A 20002-nucleotide genomic window follows, 5' to 3' on the forward strand; every position below is an offset into this window, starting at 1 on the left:
CCGCTCATCTGACCGGAGCCGCTGTTCCGTCAGATGTTGCGACGGAACAGCCGGTCAACGCCCTCCGCGGCATCCCCTGTTTTTCCTCCTCGCACCGCTGATCGGAATCGATACGGTCGTCATCGAGGTAAAGACATGTCTATTTTTTCGGGTATCTGGGTTCCGCTCATCACACCGTTCGCCGATGGCGAGGTGGATCACGCCGCGTTGCGCGCGCTGGTGCGCCGCTATGCCGATGCGGGCATTGCCGGTCTGGTCGCGCTCGGCACGACCGGCGAGCCGGCTGCGCTCGACGCCGCCGAACAGGACGCCGTGCTGGCGACGATTCTCGACGAAGTCCAAGCGCACGGCGCCGCCCGCGGCGTGGATGCACAAGCACAAGCGCTGCCGGTGCTGGTCGGCGTGTCGGGCAATCATACGGCGAGCATGAAGGAGCGCATCGAGCAGCTGAACGCGTTGCCGATCGCTGGTGTGCTGATTGCCGCGCCGTACTACATCCGGCCTTCGCAAGCGGGCATCGTCGGGCATTTCATGGCGCTGGCCGATGCGAGCGACAAGCCCGTCGTGCTGTACGACATTCCTTATCGAACCGGTGTGCGGCTCGAACTCGAGACGCTGCTCACGCTCGCCGCGCATCGGCGGATTCAGGCAGTGAAGGATTGCGCCGGTTCGCTCGACACCACGCTCGCGTTGATTCGGGACGGCCGCTTGCAGGTGCTGACCGGCGAGGACATCACGATGTTCAACACCTTGTGTCTGGGTGGGAGCGGGGCGATCGCGGCCTCGGCGCATCTGCGGCCGGAACGGTTCGTCGCGCTGTATCACGCGTTGTCAGCCGGACGGCTCGACGAAGGACGGCGTGTTTTTCATGAGCTCGCGCCGCTGATCCAGGCGCTGTTCGTCGAACCGAATCCGGCGCCGGTGAAGGCCCTGCTCGCCGCGCAAGGCCTGATACGCGACGAGTTGCGCATGCCGATGACGCGTGCCGGCGACGCGCTGGTCGCGCGGCTCAGGGCGCTGGAAGGGCTGGATCGGAGCGGGGCGCACGCGGTGGCATCGTCGGTTTGAGTGCGCGTGTTGGTGCGAGTGCGGATGCGAGTGCAGGTGGGATGCAGGTGCACGTGCGGTTGAGCTTGCCGTGCGCGTCGATGCGCAACGCGCACGGCAAGTTCGCTGCGTCTGGAAACCGCGTCCGCATACTATGTGACATCGTGACATCTCGTATTGCCGTCTGTATTTGAGATGATGGTTCGTGATGCCAGGCGATAATCGGCGCCCTTTGTTCATTATCGCCACCGGTATTTTGTCCGGTCGATGCCGCATGCAGTTAGCCTTGTCCACCAATCTCCTGTCCCGCTTCAGTATATCTGGCACGTCCAGCAAGCTCAGCAAGCTCAGCAAGCCGGACGCGTCCAACACCCCGACCGTGAGTCATGCGGCCCGTACGCGACCCTGCACGGGCCGCATGGCGCGCGCCTGGAGTCGCTGATGTCCTCCATGTTTCGCGCCGGCCGTCAGCTTTCCAGCGGCTCGCTCAGTTTCGTTACGCGCCGCACCGCGCTGACCATCGCGGTGGTCGCGGCGTTCGGCACCGCTGCGCTGGCGCTCGCCGCCGGCATCGCGATCGGCATGCATTGGCCGGCGCACGGCGGCTCCGGCGATCAGGCGGCGAAGCGCGTCGAGCACGACTATGCAATCGATCAACTCGGCAAGCTCAACGCGTCCATGGCGCAGATCGAACCGCGCATCGCGCGCCTGACGATGCAGGTCGGCGCATTGCACGATTTCGAAGCACGCCTGAATACACCACGGCCGGCGCCGCGCGCCTCGGCCACGTCAGCCATGCCAGCCACCCCGGGCTCTGCCTCCGAGCCCGACGCTACCGACAGCGAAGGCGAGGGCGGCCCTTCATTACCGCCGCGTCGCTGTACAGACGTCATGCCGCAACCGGAGGCCCATGCCGATGCGGCACGCACCCGGCAACAACTGGAGTGCATCGCCACGACGTTGTCGGCGCTCGAGCAGCAAACCGCCGACCACGCGATCGCGTACGCCGCTTTTCCCGGCCGCATGCCTGCCGATGGCGCGCGCTTCGGCTCGCCGTTCGGCAACCGCACCGACCCGTTTACGCATCGTTTGAGTTTTCATCCGGGCATCGACCTGGTCGCCAAAACCGGTACGCCGATTCTTGCGGCAGCGGGCGGCCGGGTGATCTTCGCCGGCGAGAAATCGGGCTATGGCAATGCCGTCGAAATCGATCACGGCAATGGCCTCGTGACCCGCTATGGCCACGCGTCGCGCATTGTCGTGCATGTCGGCGATCTGGTGCTGCCGAGGCAGTATGTCGCCGATGTCGGCTCGACCGGCCGCTCCACCGGTCCGCATCTGCATTTCGAAGTGCTGGTCAATGGCGCGCCGGTCGACCCGGCTGCCTACCTCGCGCTATTCGCGCCTACGCCCCATGGTTGAACGACGTTTTTCCCGCGCGGGCAGTCTGACTCAGCGCGTTTATACGTTGCAACCGACGCGGCCGCTCGTCCTGCGCATCACCCTGTGGGCGCTAGTGTGCGCGCTCGGCGCGGCAGGCGGCGCGGCGGCTGTTGCGGCGTGGCACGCGCAGCGCGGCGGCGCACCGGCCAATCAATGCAACGCGGCGCCCGTCGACGCAGGCCGCGAACAAACGGAACTCGCCCGCACGCGGCTTGCGCTGGCGCAGGAATCGGCGGCGCGCGCCGCAGTGCAAAAAACCGCGGACGGCGCGGCTGCTGACGTCGCGCGATTGAACGCCGAAGTGCAGTTCCTGCGCGGCCAGAGCAAAACGAAGCCGCCGGCGCAAGCGGGGGCGCCACGCCGCTAACCGCGGATGAACGGCCCCGTGAGCGACCTTGCGCCGAACCATAGCCAATGCCGTACCTAGCCGACACAGGCAGCCTCACAACGCGGCAAGCGCCGCAATTGATCGACCGACTGAGCAACCCACTCCCGGCTCGTCGCCCGGACAGCATCACGCGACGAACATTTTCATTTCCAGGATTACTTATGTTCAGCAAGAAAAAAACCGCGGGCATCCGGCAGACCAAGCTCGCTACCCTCATTGCACACGACGTGCGGATCACGGGCGACCTCGTATTCAGCGACGGTCTGCGCATGGACGGCCACGTGAAGGGCAACGTCAGTGGCGAGTCAGGCACCCAGACGCTGCTGGTATTGAGCGATCGCGGTTCGATCGAGGGCAACGTGCACGGCTATGACGTGGTGGTCAACGGCCGGATCGTCGGCGACGTGATTGCCGATCACTTCGTCGAGTTGCAGAGCAACGCGCACGTGACCGGCAACATCTACTACCAGCAGTTGCGGATGGATTGCGGCGCGTCGGTGGATGGCAAGCTCACGAGGCGTGAAGCCACGCAGGCTGCGCCGGCTTTCGAGTCGATGGCCGATTCCGCACGCGAGACGCGCAAAGCCGATTAAAGGGCCAAGCAGCCAATCAGCTAGACAGCCGCGCGCCGCATCAAACCGGCCCCGGCAGCGACTGGCGTTGCGTGGACGTGTCGTGGCCCAGCGCGTCGCTGCGCGGCGCGCGCGATTCGTGTAGTCCGCGCATTTCCCGTGACACGGCGAGACGCTCCAGCGCGCCGCGATCGAGCGTGGCGAGTAGGTCGCGTTCGACAATCAGATGGTGCAAGGCCAGCACGATCAGGCCGATGGTCAACAGCAGATCGCCGGCAAACACGACGGCGTAAAGCGCCGAGGTGGCGCGAGGGTCGCCGTAAAGCAGCGTCATGTTGGAGCGGTCGAGCGCCACGAGCACGAGCGGCACGATGGCATTGAGCGTCGCGATACCGCTGCCCACGGCCACCAGAATCCGTGCCGGCCCGAGCTGCGGACGCCGCCGCCGGTACACTTCATATAGCGTCGCCGCGCGGCACGGCGCAAAAAACAGCGCCAGCAGGCCGGCGCGGACCACGAGCGGTGCATTCCATGCGAGCACGCTTCCATACAGCACGCAGAATACGGCAGTAACGACGAGGCCCGCGCGCCACGGCGCCGATGCGCCGAACAGATCGCGCGTGCCGGACCAGATCAGAATGCGGCTCTGCAATGCCAGCGTCGCGGTGGCCAGCAACAGCAGATCGTTGTGCCAGATCTTGTGCAACGCGAAGCATGCCGTGGCGGCGGCAAGCAGATAAAAGCCGACGGCCCAGAAACGGAAGGCGCTGACCTGCGCAAACATACGTGAAAGCGCTGTCGTGATGAAGGCGCTGCACAGAAACGTGATCAGCCACACCGTTTGGAACGTCGCTACGTCAATTTTCATGAAGTCTCCAGCAACCAATCTGTCTTTCCTGCTTATAGGTAAAACGAGGCGACGCAGCGAGCGCGCCATGATAGGCGAACTGAGTCGCCAAGGTCCATACGTTTCAAACAGATCAGGATGCTTATGCCTCCACCATTCTTGCCCGCAGCAACTCGCCGAAGTCGTCTGCAGTGAGCGGCTTGCCTAACAGGAAGCCTTGCATCTCGTCGCACATCATCGACTTGAGCTTGTCGAGCTGCGATTCGGTTTCGACGCCTTCAGCCACCACGTCCATTTCCAGCGAGTGCGCGAGCGCAATGATCGCAGAAACGATCGCGCTGCCTTCCGGTCCGTGCTCGTCGAGTCCGTTGGTGAAGAAGCGGTCGATCTTCAATTGTTTGACGCGAAAGCGTTGCAGATAAGCGAGGCTGGAATAGCCGGTGCCGAAATCGTCGATGGCGATTTCAAAGCCGCTCGCCTGGAACGCGCGGATCATTTCGATGGTTTTTGGCGCGTCCTGCATCGCGACGGTTTCGGTGATTTCGAACATGATCTGCGCGCAATGCACGCCTTCGGTTTGCACGATCTCGAGCATCGTCGCGACGAGGTTCGGTTGCGCCAACTGGCGCGGCGACAGATTGATCGCCACTTTCATCGCCGGCAGGCCTTGCTCGACCCAGCGGCGAATCTGCCGGCACGTCTCGCGCAGGACCCAGTTGCCAATCTGGACGATCTGGCCCGAGCGCTCGGCAATCGGAATGAACTCGAGCGGCGTCAGCATGCCGAGCTGTGGATGATTCAGGCGGATCAGCGCTTCGGCGCCCGCCAGCGAGTTGCCGCTGCCGTGGAATTTCGGCTGGAAGTGCAGCGAGAAATGGCCGGTGGTGAGCGCTTCGTGTAGCGCACTTTGAATTTGCAGCGTGCGCGTCGCGGCTTCGTTCATGCTCTGTTCGAAGAAGCGATAAGTGCTGCGGCCCGCGCGCTTGGCTTCGTACATGGCCGCGTCGGCATGTTTGAGCAAGGTGTCGACGGTCTCGCCGTCGTAGGGAAAGAGCGCGATACCGATGCTCGGCATCACCTGCAGCGGCTGCGAGTCGGTCCATCCGCCCTGGCGCATCCGGTCGAGCACGTCTTCGGCCATCGTGCCGGCGTCTTCGCGTGACGCCAGGTTCTCGGACAGCACGACGAATTCGTCGCCGCCGAGACGCGCGACGGTGTCGCTCGTCCGCACGCACAGCAGAAGGCGCTGGGCGAACGCGGACAGGACTGCGTCGCCAGCCGAATGGCCGAGTGAATCGTTGATGGTCTTGAAGCCGTCGAGATCCATGAACAGGATGGCGAACAGCGAGCGCTGCTGGCGCGCGCGATGGATTGCGCGCTCGATGCGTTCGGTCAGCGTGTTGCGGTTGGGCAGTCCCGTCAGCGCGTCGAGCGTGGCGAGCCGCACGATCTGGCCGTTCAGTGTCGACACCGCGCCGGCCAGAAAACTGGTGCGCGCATCGAAACGCGACAGGATCAGCGTGACGATCAGAATCGCGAACGTGAACAGGATCACCGACGTCGCGAGCCAGTTGGCGTTCACGCCCTTGGCTGCGCCGCATACGGCGCCGGCCGGAAACTCGGCGGCCGCCATGCCGGCGTAGTGCATGCCGCTGATCGCGATGCCCATCACCAGCGCCGCGATGAAACGTTTGCGCAAGACGTGGCGTTCGTCGTCCTTACTGAGTGCACGCGCCATCCACAGCGCGGCGGTCGACGCGCCGATCGCGAGCGCGAGCGAGCCTGTGAACCAGGCCGGTTGATAGCGGATGCCCGGCTCCATTTGCATCGCTGCCATGCCGGTGTAATGCATGCCGGCAATGCCGGCGCCCATCAGCACACCGCCGCCCACGAGCCGAAGCGGCGTAAGCCGCGCCTGGGTCGTCACGACCAGCGCCAGATACGACACGCCGATCGCGAGTCCAAGCGAACCAGCGGTGGTCGCGAAATCGTAGCCGAGCGGAATCGGCAGCGAGAAGGCCAGCATGGCGATGAAGTGCATCGACCAGATGCCGACACCGAGCGCCGCGGCGCCGCCGAGACGCCACGCGTGCCGCAGACCGGACGATACCAGCAGGAAGATCCGGCCCGTCAAATCGAGCGCGGTGTACGACGCCAGCGCCGCCACGACGAACGAGATGGCAACCAGCCAAAAATTGTATGAGCTCTGCATGTTAAGTCCAACCGCGAGAGGGACGCGGCTGAACTTGTTATCGACCGTTGGCGGCGTTTATTTAATTGATTTTCAATATGTTAGTCGTGGGTGTTGAGCATTTCGGCGCGGGCGGTGGCGCTGGCGGTGGCGTGTGCCAGTGCCCCGGACACGTCCGGGCAATCGGTTTCGAATTGCAGCGATACCTGGAAGTGGGCTAGGGGGGTGACGGCATTGTCGGCGGTGAGGGGGAGGCGGCTTGGCGACGGTTCCGCCAGGTCGTTGAGCGATCTTCTGGCGAAGCATTAATCGGGCGTGCAGGTGTCATCGCTTTGACTCGGAAACATGACTCCGAGTCAGATTGAGAGAGTCATTTAATGCATTATGAATATCATCAAGACTAATCCAAGTATTAACACAGTCGTGCTTTTCCATGATTCACGCATCGTCTGTACGCATCGCCTGTATTTACGCAGCCCTGAAAATATGCGTTTTGTCGCTATCGGTGTCGAATAAAAAATAACATCTATCTCCGTGGGAACCTGCATTCTGCGAATATTTCATTGTTAACCCGCGTGCGTTTCGTTGTTCATTCCAATGTTCGCCTTTACTGCGCAGGTACTTTGCGGGGACTTCTGCTTCGGTAATTCGGGTAATCCCTTGCTATTTCTTCTGATTTATCGATTGCGCGGCTAAAGGCAACCCGCTACGATCCGTTCGCATATTCGTCTCATTAATGCCTTATTAGCTTTCATGAGCCCTACACAACCCGCGCGGAGCAAAATCCCGGCGGCGGACGGCGACGCCCTATGCCTGTGTGCGGCCACGCCTGCCGACCGCGTGTTTCTGCGTGAGGTATTCATCAGCACGCGCGAGGCGGAGTTCGTCGGCTCTGGTTTGAGCGAGCAGCAAATCAACGCGTTGCTCGCGGAACAGTTCGAACTCCAGGACGGCTATTACCGGCGGCATTATCCGGCGGCTCGTTTCGATGTCGTGATGAAGGGGGATATCCCGGTAGGGCGCCTTTATCACTATTGGGGCGGCGGCGAATTGCGCATTATCGATATTGCGTTATTGCAGGACTATCGCGGCGCGCGGATCGGCACACAGATCGTGCACGCGTTGATTACCCGAGCGGCGCAACGCGGATTGCCGGCGACGCTTTATGTCGAAGCGGTGAATCCGGTGAAATCGCTTTACCAGCGGTTGGGTTTCAGAAAGCGAGGCGAAAACGGCATATACGAGCAGTTCCACCGCGAGCCGGCGCCGTTCGATGGCGCGCCGGTAACACTAGCGGGTTTGTGAGTGCTGTTTAGTCGATGTGACATTAAAAAGTAAATAGAGGCGGGGTGGGGATCCCACTCCGTCAGGCCATAAAGGAATCGCTCAAATACGGTTCGGCGAACGTCGTTAACCGCAGCATCGAGAAAATCGGATGTAGTCGCCGGCCGGCACGGCACATGTCGCGTCGGTATTTCACGGTGCGCTTTGCGCTTACTGCCGGGGGGCGGGGTGTCAGCAATACCGAGTCATGCCGAGTTGACCAACGCGGTCGGCCGCACCTTCACGCTCGCGAGCGCGCAGATTGGCGCCGTTGAAGCACGGCTTACTGCTGCGCCCACCGAAACGCCAATGGACGAGGGCTTCCTCTGCTATTCGGCGTTCTTCGAGTTACCGGCCGGCATCCGGCTTCCTCAAGACATGTATCGCGTGAGTGCGCCGGACGGCGCCGCCTGGGATCTGCTTGCCACGCCGACGCGTCCGGCAGCCAACGGTGCCGGCACGATGTGCATCGTGATCCATTGCGCGAAACCGCACGAGAACACCCGCCCCAACACCCGGAACCCAGGCGCGGCATGAGGCCGACAGCGGGCAGTCACGACTTTTCCCTTCGATACAACAGCTGTCTCTTGAGGAGAATCACATGAGCGATCCGTTTGTAGGCGAAATCCGTATGGTGGCTTTCACCTTTGCGCCGAACGGCTGGGCGTTGTGTCAGGGGCAAACCGTGCCGATTTCGCAAAATCAGGCATTGTTCGCGCTGCTAGGAACGACCTACGGCGGCGACGGCGTGCAGACGTTCAACCTGCCCAACCTGGCTGGCCGCTCGCCGGTGGGCACGGGCACGGGCTTGAATCTGACGCCGGTCGAACTTGGCCAGGTGGACGGGCTGGAGAACTTCACGTTGACGAACGCGCAGTTGCCGGCGCATACGCACGCGGCGACCACCAGCGCGGCGACGCTGACCGCATCGGTCAGCATTCCGGCGACGACGACGGCCACCGGCAGCGTGGTCGCGCCAGCCGCCAACACGGTGCTCGGGCCGGCAGCGGCGTCGGGGCATCCTGCGACGCTGTACAACACCAGCACCGCCAACACGAACCTTGCGCCATTCAACGTCAACGTGAGCGCGCCTGCGGCGCCGGTGGCGGTGTCGATGACGGGTTCAGGTTTGCCGCTGCCGTTGCGTAATCCGTACCTCGGCATGAATTTCGCCATCGCCCTGGTGGGCGTTTTCCCGTCGCGCGGTTAGGTGGCAAATAACCGGCCGTCACGGGAGAAGTCGTAAGCGTGGCCGCTTCGATGTCCTGGCAGAGATCGTCGCGGCAGCTGCAATAGCAGTCGATTAACAGCAGGGCGAAATGGTGGCCCGGTGGAGCGCGTGTCATGAAGATCATCCAGCAATTCCTCAACCGTTTCGGCGACGCGCGCGATACGCCTATCGACGTGCGAAAGAGCGGCGCACGCGCGGCCGTGACGCCGGCGCCGTTGCTGATGGCGCTCGAGCCGCGGGTGGTCTACGACGCGTCGGTGGCCGCGATCGCGCCGCATGCGCATGCACACGGCGCGGAGGCCGACACGCATGCCGGCGTGGCTGCAGCGACCAATGCGACCCCGCACGCGGCGCCGAAGACCGTGGCCGAACACGACGTCCGCCACGTCAAGCCGCTCAACGACAATGAAGCGCAAAACACCGATACGCAGAAAGCGGTGCAGTCGGGAGCCCCCGCCGCTGCCGATGCCGCGCCGCATGCGGTGGTGTTCATCGACCCGAGCGTGCCGGACTACCAGGCGCTGATCGCGGGCCTGCCGGCCGGCACGCAATACGTGGTGCTCAACGCGACCACCGACGGTTTCGCGCAGATCGCCGGCTATCTGCAAACGCACAAGGGCGTCGACTCGATCCACCTGATCTCGCATGGCGCCGACGGTGAAATCCAGGCGGGCTCCACGTGGCTCAATGCGGGTGATCTGTCCGCGTACAGCGGCGAACTCGCGCAGATCGGCGCGGCGATAAAGCCGGGCGGGGACTTCCTGATCTATGGTTGCGACGTCGCGCAGAACGCCGATGGCCAGATGCTGGTGCAGCAGGTCGCGGCGCTGACGCATCTGAACCTCGCGGCATCGACCGACGCAACCGGTGCGACGGCGCTCGGCGGTAACTGGACGCTCGAATACCAGGTCGGCGCGGTGCATACGCCGGTGATCGAATCGGCGGCAGCGCGGCAGCAGTTCGATGCGTTGCTGGGCGTGACGGTGGAAACCTACGATGCACAGGCCGCGGGCGGCTATCAGAACACGTCGGCGACCTTCACGCTCGACGGCATCACCTATGTGACCGACGCAACCGGTCCGATCGAAAACGACATCTATACGGCGGCGAACGATCCGTTCGGCGCGCCGGATCTGTCGTCCGGCGCGGGCGACGGCACATTGATGCTGAATTTCAACGGCAATCAGATGAGCCGGGTCACGATCGAGCTGGCGAACGGCGCGCATTTTTCGCTGTCGAGCTTCGACCTCGATGCTGTATCGGACGGCAAGATCTATCTGATTCCGAACGGCGACACCAGCAAGGAAGTGTTGATTTTCACGGGCCCGGGCGACGGAAATGGCGGTACGTATACCGGCACGGTCAATCTGAGCGGCAATCCTGATTTCGCCAATCTGACCTCCGTCACGATCGCCGATGTCGGTGATGACCCGGGTGCGAACTTCGTACCGTCGCTCGACAATCTGGCGTACACGGTCCTTGCGCCGACGCTGACGCCGAGTTCCGGCAGCGCCGCGTTCACGGCGGGCGACAACGTCACGTCGACCCCCGTGCAGGTCGACAGCGGCCTGACGTTCACCGACTCGAACGCAACCACCGCGCAATCGGCCACCGTGACGATCGGCAACGTGAAAGCCGGCGACGTGCTCGCCTACACGAACAATCCGGCCACGATGGGCAACATCACGGGCACCTACAACTCGGGCACCGGCGTGCTGTCGTTGAGCTCTTCCGGCGGCAGCGCGACGCTCGCGCAGTGGCAGGCCGCGCTCGATTCAGTCACGTTCACCAATTCGCAGATCACACCGGACGCCACCACTCGCACGATCAATTTCTCGATTACGGATAGCGGCGGCGCGACCGGCACGGCGACGCGCACTCTGACCGTGACCGACACCGATCAAACGCCGATCGTGACCACCACCGGCGGCAGCACCAGCTACGTGGCCGGCGCGGGCGCGACGACGATCGATAGCGGCGTGACCGTCAGCGACCGCGACAACACGACGCTGACGAGTGCGACGGTCGCGATCAGCGGCGGCGCCGGCAGCGGCGACATACTGCTGTTTACAAATGACGGCTCGACGATGGGCAACATCACCGGGTCGTATGACGTGAGTGGCCACGTGCTGACACTGACGTCGTCGGGCGGCACGGCGACCGACGCGCAATGGCAGTCCGCGCTCGACCACATCCAGTTCTCGTCCGCCGCGGGGACGGCGGGCGGCGCGCGCACCGTCACATTCGCGGTCAACGACGGCGTGAAGAACAGCGTGGCGATGACCAAAACCGTCGACGTGACGGCGGTGCCGGTGGTGACGCTGGATTCGGGTTCGGCATCGTTCGTGTCGGCGGACAACACGACGTCGACGCCGGTCGCGGTGGACTCCGGGTTGACCGTCGCTGACTCGGGCCATACGACGCTGACCTCGGCGACCGTGCAGATCAGCGGCAACTTCCAGCCCGGCGAAGACATGCTGCTGTTCGTCAACAATCCGGGCACGATGGGCAACATCTCCGGCTCGTACACCTCCGCCACCGGCGTTCTCAGCCTGAGCTCGGCGGGCGGCACCGCGACGCTTGCGCAGTGGCAGGCCGCGTTGCGCTCGATCACGTACACCGACAGCGCCGTATCGCCGGCCACGCCGACCCGCACGGTCAGCTTCACCGTCAACGACGGCGCCAACAACAGCGCGACGGTGACCCGCAACATCACGGTCACCGCGACCGACCAGACGCCGATTGTCACGCTGTCGGGCAGCAATACCGCCTATGTCGCGGGGTCCGCCGCGACGGTGATCGACGGCGGCATCAACGTCACGGATCGCGACACCAATCCGACGCTGGTGTCGGCGACGGTATCGATCACGGCCGGCTTCCACGCGGGCGACACACTGTTGTTCGTCAACGACGGCTTCGTAACCGGTTCGTATAACAGCGCCACGGGTGTCTTGACGCTGATCGCGAACGGCACCGTCAGCGACGCGCAATGGCAGACTGAGCTCGACAACGTCAAGTTTTCCAGTTTGGCTAGCGCCGCAAGCGGCGTGCGCACGGTGTCGTACACGGTGAACGACGGCACGAAAACCAGCGCTGCGGTATCGCGTACGGTCACGGTGGGCGCAGTGCCGGTCGTGACAACCGATTCCGGTTCGGCCGCGTTCGTTGCGGGCGACAACACGACGTCGTCGCCAGTCGCCGTCGACAGCGGCGTGACCGTGGCGGAAACCGGTGGATCGACCCTTGCCTCGGCGACGGTGGCGATCACCGGAAACTTCCATGCGGGCGAAGACAGTCTGCTGTTCTCGAACAACCCGGCCACGATGGGCGACATTGCGGGCACCTACGACGCGTCGTCCGGCATTCTTTCGCTGACATCGGCAAGCGGCACGGCGACGCTCGCGCAATGGCAGGCCGCGCTGCGCTCGGTCACCTACACCGATTCGGCGATTACGCCGAATAACGCGACCCGTACGATCAGCTTCACGGTCAATGACGGCACGCAGACGAGCCAGACGGCGACTCGCACCGTGACCGTGGTGGATACCGACCAGACACCCTTGCTCACCACGTCGGGCGGTTCGAGTGCATTTGTCGAGGGTGACAACGTCGCGTCGACCCCAGTCGCGGTCGATGCGGGTGTCACGGTGTCGGATCGAGACAATGCGACGCTGTCGTCGGCGAGCGTGTCGATCACCGGCAATTTCCAGGCCGGCGAAGACGTGCTTGCGTTCAACAACACCAGCGCGAGCCTCTTCGGCAATATCAGCGCAGCGTATGACCTGGCTACCGGCGTATTGACGATGACGTCGGCGGGGGGCTCAGCGACACTCGCGCAATGGCAGGCCGCGTTGCGCGCGGTGACTTACACCGATTCGGCGATCACGCCGGACACGGCGACCCGCACGATCAGCTTCACTGTCAACGACGGCACGAAAAATAGCGCGCTCGGCACGAAGACTGTGACGGTCGCGGGCACCGATCAGAGCCCGGTGCTGACCGCGTCGACCAGCGGCTTCGACTACCTGCCGGGCGCCGCGCCGCACGATATCGACAGCGGCCTCACGTTGATCGATAGGGACAACACGACGCTCGCCTCGGTGACGATCCAGTTCTCCGCTGGTTTTCACAACGGCGACCAGCTGAGCCTGAACTACAACGCGGCGACGATGGGAACCGCCTTCACGACGACCTACGACGCCGGCACAGGGACCTTCACGATCAACCGCACAGGTGGCGCGCTGACGCTGGCGAACTGGCAGGCGATCGTCGACGGCGTGCAGTTTTCGGCAGCGGCGGGCTCGCCGCTCGGCACGCGGACCGTGTCGGTGACCGCGTCGGACGGCGTGAAGAACAGCGCGACCTTGTCCTACGATATCGACGTGATCAGTTCCGCGCCGACGTTGTCGACCACCAGCACCGGCAGCGCCGCATTCACCGCGGGCGACAACACCGTCAGCACGCCGGTCGCGGTGGACAGCGGCATTAGCGTCGCGGATCCGCTCGGCAATCCGATCGTCAGCGCGACGGTGACGATCGGCAGTAACCTCCATGCGGGTGAAGACGTGCTGTCGTACATCAACAACGGCACGACGATGGGTGACATCACCGGCAGCTTCAACGCGTTGACCGGTGTGCTGACGCTAACCTCGGCCGGCGGCGCGACCGACGCGCAATGGGACGCGGCGTTGCGCGCGGTGACCTACACCGATACCGCGGTGACGCCGAATACCGCGACGCGCCAGATCGACTTCACGATCAGCGACGGCGTGCAATCGAGCACGGCGTTGAGCCGCAACGTGACGGTGGCCGGCGTCGATCAGACGCCGATCCTGACCACGTCGGGCGGCGATGCGGCGTTCATCGAGGGCGACAACGTCACGTCGACGCCGGTGGCGATCGACACAGGTCTTACCGTTTCGGACCTCGACAACACCACGCTCGCGTCGGCCGTGGTGTCGATCACGAGCGGCTTCCATGCGGGCGAAGACCAACTGGCGTTCGCAAATACCAATGCGTCCACATTTGGCAATATCGCTGGATCGTACGATGCGAGCACCGGCGTGATGACGCTGACGTCAGCCGGCAACACGGCGACGCTCGCGCAATGGCAGGCCGCGTTGCGCTCGGTCACCTACACGGACACGGCGATCACGCCCGATACGACGCAACGCGTGATCAGCTTTACCGTCAACGACGGCAGTAAAGATAGCGCGGCCGGCGCGAAGGCGGTTGACCTGACAGCCACCGAACAGGCGCCGGTGATCACGACGACGGCCGGCGACGGCAGCTTCGTATCCGGCGACAACGTCACCTCCACACCTGTTCCGATCGATAGTGGCCTGACCGTTTCGGACCTCGACAACACCACGCTCGCGTCGGCCACCGTGTCGATCACGAGCGGCTTCCATGCGGGCGAGGACGTGCTCGCGTTTGCCAACAACAACGCGTCGAGTTTCGGCAATATCACGGGATCGTACGACGCATCGACCGGCGTGATGACGCTCACCTCGGCGGGCGGCACGGCGACCGTCGCGCAATGGACCGCGGCTCTTAAGGCAATGACCTACACCGACACGGCTATCGTGCCGGACGGCGCGTCGCGCACCATCAGCTTCACGGTCAACGACGGCACCAAGGACAGCGTCACCGCGACCCGCGTGATCGATCTGACGGCGACCACGCAGACGCCGGGCCTTGTCGCCGGAACGGGCGGCACTCCGACGTTTACGGCAAGCGGCGCGGGTGCGGCGCCGGTTACGATCGACAGCGGCATCGCGATTGCCGACCGCGATCCCAACGCGCATCTGGGCTCCGCGCTCGTGTCGATCAGCGGCAATTTTCAGGCGGACAGGGACGTGCTTGCCTTCAAGGGCAGCGCCGCGACCGGCAACATCAGCGCGAGCTACGATCCGAACACGGGCGTGCTGACGTTGACGTCGGCGGGTTCGAGCGCGACGCTCGCGCAGTGGCAGGCCGCGCTGGCGGCGGTGACGTATGCGGACACGTCCGCTGAAACCTCGGGCGGCAGCCGTACGATCAGCTTCGCCGTCAACGTCGCTGGCAAGAGTAGTGCGGCGCTCACGCGTACGGTAAATCTCGCCGCGGGACCGGTGACGCCCCCACCGGCCGAGCCTCCGCCTCCGCCGCCGGTTGCCGGTCCGCAGCCGACTCCGCCGACGCTGATTACCTTGCCGCCGCATTCACCGTTCATCGGCGGCGGTCCTGCGCCGTCAACGACCACCCCGGCGCCGGCAGCGCCTGCGCCGGACACTATCCCGATCTTTCCTCCGAATCTCAGCGACAGCATTTCGAATCCGCTCATCGTGCTCGACGCGTTCGCCGATGCGCCGGAAATCGGCGCGATCCCGGTCATCCATACCGCGACTTTTTCGACCGGCGATTTCGGCGAACTCGGCACGAGCAACGGCTCGGGTTCGGGCGGCGGCACGCATTGGCACGGCTCGCTGAGCGAGACCTCGGTGGAGTCGATGCCATCGATTCCGACGCCGGATGCGACCCCGGTGTCGATCGATTTGCCGGGCGAGACGCTGGAGGTTCACGCCGCGGCCAATCAGTCGTTCACGCTCACGCTGCCGGTGATGATCGGCGCCGAAGGCTTGCCGGTCAGCGCCGACGCGCACGTCGAACTGCGTCTCGCCGATGGCCGGCCGCTGCCGGGCTGGCTGCATTACGACCCGGTGCGCGGCACGCTGAGCGGCAAGGTGCCGGCCAACCAGCGCGCTCTGAATGTCGCGATCATTGCGCATGACGCGGCAGGCCACCAGACGCGCCGCGAGGTGGCGATCGATTTCGGCGGACACCCGGCACATGCCGAACACCCGGCCGCGCCAGCGGTTCACGCACCACAAGCACCCCACGCCGCCGCGCCGCTTGCCAAGCCCTCGCTTGCCGAACAGTTTGCCCGCGCGCACGCGACGTTGCATGTCGCGCGCCCGACGGCAGCGCCCACCGTCGCGCTGGCTGCGCCGGCTGCCGTCGGCGCAGAAGGAGGGCGCGCATGAATCCCCGCATCACGCCACGCTATTTCACTACGCCAATAACTTTGCGAAAGAGAGCCGCCGAAGTGAACATCTCGACCGTTGCGGTGCGTACACCGCGTCCCGCGCTGCTGGCGCTATCGCTTGCCGTGATCTGGCTGTCGGGCTGCGCGATCAAACCCACGCCCTTTACCGATCAGGAACGCGCGCAGACGGCGCAGGCCGACCGTACGTCGATGTTCGCGCAGCAGCAGCCGGTAAGCGGCCCGATTACGCTCGACGAGGCGATGGCACGCGCGATCCGCTACAACCTCGATCATCGGCTGAAGATGATGGAAGAGGCGCTCGCGCAAAAGCAACTCGATCTGTCGAATTTCGATCTGCTGCCCAAGCTCACCGCGCAGGCGGGTTACACGACGCGCAATCATCCGTTGGCGTCGTCGTCGACCAACGTGTTTACCAACGAGCAGTCACTCGCGCCGTCGTATTCGACCGACAAGAACGACCGCACCGCGGATCTGTCGTTCTCGTGGAACCTGCTCGATTTCGGCGTCAGTTACTACGAAGCGAAAGAGCAGGCCGATCATGTGCTGGTGCTCGAACAGCGCCGCCGCAAGGTCGTGCAGTTGATGATGCAGCAGGTGCGCGAAGCATACTGGCAGGCGACGGGCGCGCAACGTCTGCGCGAGCGTATCGCGCCGCTGCTCGAACAGGCGCGCTCGGCGTTGAACGATTCGCGTCAGGCGCAGCACGAGAACCTGCGCGCGCCGCTCGATACGCTGAACTATCAGCATGCGCTGCTCGATCTGATGCGCCAGCTCGAAGAGATTCGCGATCAGCTCGAAGAAGCCAAACCGCGTCTTGCGTCGCTGATGAATCTGGAGCCGGGCCAGGATTACACCCTGGCGCCACCGGAAGGCTTCGCCGCGCCAAGCTTCGATATGCCGATGGAGCAGATGGAAGAGACCGCGCTCGAACGCCGTCCTGAGCTCGTCGAGGCGAGCTATAACGAGCGGATCAGCGTCAACGAAACCCATAAGGCAATGGCGAAGATGCTGCCGGGTATCGAGTTCAGTCTTGGCACCCATTACGACAGCAACAGTTTCCTCGTTTACAACGCGTGGCGCGCCGCCGGTATCAGCGTGAGCTGGAACCTGCTGAATCTGCTCAACGTCAAGAACATTCGCGGCATGGCGAATGCGCAGCTCGAAGTCGCGAAGACGCAGCGTCTTGCGCTGAGCATGGCGGTGCTCACGCAGGTGCATGTGGCGCGCACCGAACTGAGCGCGAGGCAGCGTCAGTTCGATCTGCTCAAGCAGATGAACGAGGTCGATCAGCAGATTCTCGAACATACGCACAACGCGACTCAGGCGAACGCGCAAGGCAAGCTTGAAGAAATTCGCGCGGCGACCGGCGCGATGATGTCCGAGCTGCGCCTGTATCAGAGCTACGGGGAACTGGAAAACGCATATGGTCAGTTGCTCGCTACGCTGGGTCTCGATCCGGTGCCCGATACCGTGAAGGGTCACGATCTGGCATCGCTGCAGCAATCGATCGACGCGGAACAGCAGCGTTGGGCCGCATTGGGCCGACCGAATGGCGCAGCGGCGGTGGGTGACGTGGCCGGCGTCCATGCCGCTACCGGAGTGAAGACGCAATGAAGTGGTCGCAGTTTGCAGTGCGGTTGGCAGGACCGGTTGGGATTGCAGCGATGGTGTTGTCCGCACAGGCCGCATTCGGCGCGCCGGCCGCTGTTCCGCCCGCCGCACCGGCTATGACACCGATGGTGGCCTCCGCACAAACGGATCCAGCGGGGGATGCGGGGCGGATCCGCATTCAACTGGTCTCGCGCGACCAGGTCGATCTGTCGAGCGAGATTGCCGCGAAAATCGCCACGCTGCCGTTTCGCGACGGCGATGCGTTTCGCGCCGGTCAAACACTGGTGTCGCTCGATTGCTCGCTGTATGCCGCGCAATTGCATAAGGCGCAGGCCGAAGCCGGGGCCGCCAGCGATCTGCTGAATGTCGACCAGCGTCTTGCGCAGTTGCATTCGGTCGGCGAACTCGAGGTGCAGCAGGCGGCCGCCAAGCTCAAGGCGAGCAATGCCGAAGTCGCCTACATGCAGGCGACGGTGCGTAAATGCGTGATTACCGCGCCGTTCGATGGCCGCGTGTCGAAGCGCTCGGCCGCGCCGCAACAGTTCGCCGAAGCCGGCAAGCCCTTGTTGACGATCGTCGACACCAGCCATCTCGAACTGAAGATGATCGTGCCGTCGAAATGGTTGATGTGGCTGAAACCGGGGCACGCGCTGAACGTGCAAGTGGATGAAGTCGGCAAGACCTATCCGGCCAAAGTCGCACGCATCGGCGCGCGAGTCGACCCGGTCACACAAACGGTCGACGTAACCGCCGTGCTGACCGGCAGCGTGCCGGACCTGTTGCCCGGCATGAGCGGCTGGGCTACCTTCGCGACACGGTGAGCGGCATGACGCCCACTTCCGGCCCGTCTGCCGCGGAGGAATCCGCCGCAATACCGCGCAACGGCACGCACGACAACATCCATATCGACGCGCAGCAGCTTGCGTTGCTCTGGCAACTCGCGTCGCGCGCGCGTAGCGCGGCGAGCGAAGCGACGCTCGGCTTCACGGTGGTCAACGAAACACTGTCGCTGATTCCGTACCGGCAGGCCGCATGGTGGCGCGGCACGGCGCCGGGCTCCGTGGCCGCGGTATCCGGCTTGCCGCAGAGCGACCCGAACGCGCCATACGTGCAGTGGCTCGGTGATCTGTGTCGCGCCTTGTCGCGCGGCACGGCCGCCGGCGCGGACGTGCCGCCGGTCTCGCAGCCGCACGCCTTCACTGCCGCGGACCTGCGCGGCGATGCCCCGCATATCGCCGACGAATGGGATGCATGGTGGCCCGCGCATGGGCTGTGGCTGCCGCTGACCGAACGCAACGGGCGCCCGCTCGGCGGCCTTGTGTTCGCGCGCGACATCGCCTGGAGCGCGACCGACTACGCGCTGCTCGCCGAACTCGCGCAAGTCTGGGCGCATGCCTTCGCGGCGTTCGGGCCGCGTCCTTCATGGCTCGAACGTGCGCGCGCCGTACTGCGTCCCGGCAAGCTGCAGCGTCGCGCGCTGATCGCACTGGCCGTGCTGTGCGTGATACCCGTGCGTCTGACCGTGCTGGCGCCCGCCGAAGTCACGCCGAAAGATCCGTTTGTAGTGCGGGCGCCGCTGGATGGTGTCATCGACCGGTTGTACGTGCAGCCGAATCAGCCGGTGAAAAGCGGCACGCCGCTGCTCGGCCTCGATCCGACCACGCTGCAGTCACGTTATGCGCTGGCGCGCAAAGACTTCGACGCCGCGCAGGAAGAGTATCGTCAAACCGCGCAGCTCGCCGTGACCGACGACCGCAACCGCCTCGACATGGCCGAGCGCAAAGGCAAGCTCGATCAGAGCGCCGTTCAGCTCGACTACACCGCCGCGCAGCTCGCGCGCGTGCGCGTGAGCGCGACGCGCCCGGGCGTCGCCGTGTTCGCCGATCCGAACGAGTGGACCGGCAAGGCTGTCGCGGTCGGCGAAAAGATCCTGCTACTGGCCGATCCGGCGCATGTGGAACTGACGGCCTATGTGCCGGTGGCCGACAACGTCGATGTGAAACCGGGGCAGACGATCACGCTCTATCCGAAGAGCTCGCCGCTCGCCACTTACGACGCGCATATCGATTCGGTCGCGTATCGCGCCGAGCCGACGCCGGACGGCGTGCTCGCGTATCGCGTAAAAGCCACGTTTAGCGATGCCGGCGCGAACGCACGGCCGCCGCTCGGCGCGATGGGCACGGCGCGGATTCACGGCCGCTGGGTGCCGCTCTGTTACTACGTGCTGCGCCGGCCATTGACGCTTGCGCGCCAATGGCTCGGCTGGTAGGCCGGCGCTTCGCGATTCGCACGCAAAATCCA

The 20002-nt window shown here is 64.4% G+C and carries 13 protein-coding genes; 11 read left to right on the forward strand and 2 right to left on the reverse strand.

Going from position 1 to position 20002, the window contains the following annotated elements; genetic code table 11:
* Positions 1–135 precede the first annotated feature (135 nt).
* From dapA to PQQ95_RS25475, 4 genes are all read left to right on the forward strand, one after another.
* A complete protein-coding gene (gene dapA, locus PQQ95_RS25460) occupies positions 136–1068 on the forward strand; it encodes a 4-hydroxy-tetrahydrodipicolinate synthase (protein ID WP_408442107.1) in 933 nt (310 codons plus the stop codon).
* Between the two features lie 420 nt (positions 1069–1488).
* Complete coding sequence (locus tag PQQ95_RS25465) at positions 1489–2469, forward strand: M23 family metallopeptidase (protein ID WP_408442109.1); 981 nt, start codon at positions 1489–1491, stop codon at positions 2467–2469.
* The gene (locus PQQ95_RS25470) at positions 2462–2857 is read left to right on the forward strand and encodes a hypothetical protein (RefSeq protein WP_408442111.1); all 396 of its coding nucleotides are present in this window, start codon (positions 2462–2464) and stop codon (positions 2855–2857) included. Before PQQ95_RS25465 ends, PQQ95_RS25470 begins: the two co-directional genes overlap by 8 nt.
* Positions 2858–3039: 182 nt before the next feature.
* Complete coding sequence (locus PQQ95_RS25475) at positions 3040–3471, forward strand: bactofilin family protein (RefSeq protein WP_408442113.1); 432 nt, start codon at positions 3040–3042, stop codon at positions 3469–3471.
* Positions 3472–3511: 40 nt separating this feature from the next.
* Here PQQ95_RS25475 and PQQ95_RS25480 read toward each other — a convergent pair whose 3' ends face one another.
* On the reverse strand, positions 3512–4318 hold the full coding sequence (locus PQQ95_RS25480) for a hypothetical protein (protein WP_408442116.1): 807 nt from the start codon (positions 4316–4318) through the stop codon (positions 3512–3514).
* A 121-nt stretch (positions 4319–4439) separates the two neighbouring features.
* On the reverse strand, positions 4440–6509 hold the full coding sequence (locus tag PQQ95_RS25485; protein WP_408442118.1) for a putative bifunctional diguanylate cyclase/phosphodiesterase: 2070 nt from the start codon (positions 6507–6509) through the stop codon (positions 4440–4442).
* A gap of 732 nt (positions 6510–7241) precedes the next feature.
* Here PQQ95_RS25485 and PQQ95_RS25490 point away from each other — a divergent pair.
* From PQQ95_RS25490 to PQQ95_RS25520, 7 genes are all read left to right on the forward strand, one after another.
* The gene (locus PQQ95_RS25490; RefSeq protein WP_408442121.1) at positions 7242–7793 is read left to right on the forward strand and encodes a GNAT family N-acetyltransferase; all 552 of its coding nucleotides are present in this window, start codon (positions 7242–7244) and stop codon (positions 7791–7793) included.
* A 207-nt stretch (positions 7794–8000) separates the two neighbouring features.
* Positions 8001–8348: a DUF6916 family protein gene (locus PQQ95_RS25495; protein WP_408442123.1), complete on the forward strand. Its 348-nt coding sequence runs from the start codon at positions 8001–8003 to the stop codon at positions 8346–8348.
* A 64-nt stretch (positions 8349–8412) separates the two neighbouring features.
* The gene (locus tag PQQ95_RS25500; RefSeq protein ID WP_408442126.1) at positions 8413–9021 is read left to right on the forward strand and encodes a phage tail protein; all 609 of its coding nucleotides are present in this window, start codon (positions 8413–8415) and stop codon (positions 9019–9021) included.
* 134 nt (positions 9022–9155) lie between these two features.
* The gene (locus PQQ95_RS25505) at positions 9156–16067 is read left to right on the forward strand and encodes a DUF4347 domain-containing protein (RefSeq protein ID WP_408442129.1); all 6912 of its coding nucleotides are present in this window, start codon (positions 9156–9158) and stop codon (positions 16065–16067) included.
* The gene (locus tag PQQ95_RS25510) at positions 16064–17704 is read left to right on the forward strand and encodes a TolC family protein (protein WP_408442131.1); all 1641 of its coding nucleotides are present in this window, start codon (positions 16064–16066) and stop codon (positions 17702–17704) included. Before PQQ95_RS25505 ends, PQQ95_RS25510 begins: the two co-directional genes overlap by 4 nt.
* 50 nt (positions 17705–17754) lie before the next feature.
* Positions 17755–18522, forward strand: a complete 768-nt coding sequence (locus PQQ95_RS25515; protein WP_408442344.1) for an efflux RND transporter periplasmic adaptor subunit — start codon at positions 17755–17757, stop codon at positions 18520–18522.
* Positions 18523–18527: 5 nt separating this feature from the next.
* Positions 18528–19970 carry an efflux RND transporter periplasmic adaptor subunit gene (locus tag PQQ95_RS25520; protein WP_408442134.1) on the forward strand — a complete coding sequence of 481 codons (1443 nt, stop codon included), beginning with the start codon at positions 18528–18530 and terminating at the stop codon, positions 19968–19970.
* The last annotated feature ends 32 nt before the right edge of the window (positions 19971–20002 follow it).

It is taken from the genome of Paraburkholderia caffeinilytica (genome assembly GCF_046030355.1).
In the GTDB taxonomy this organism is placed as follows: domain Bacteria; phylum Pseudomonadota; class Gammaproteobacteria; order Burkholderiales; family Burkholderiaceae; genus Paraburkholderia; species Paraburkholderia caffeinilytica_B.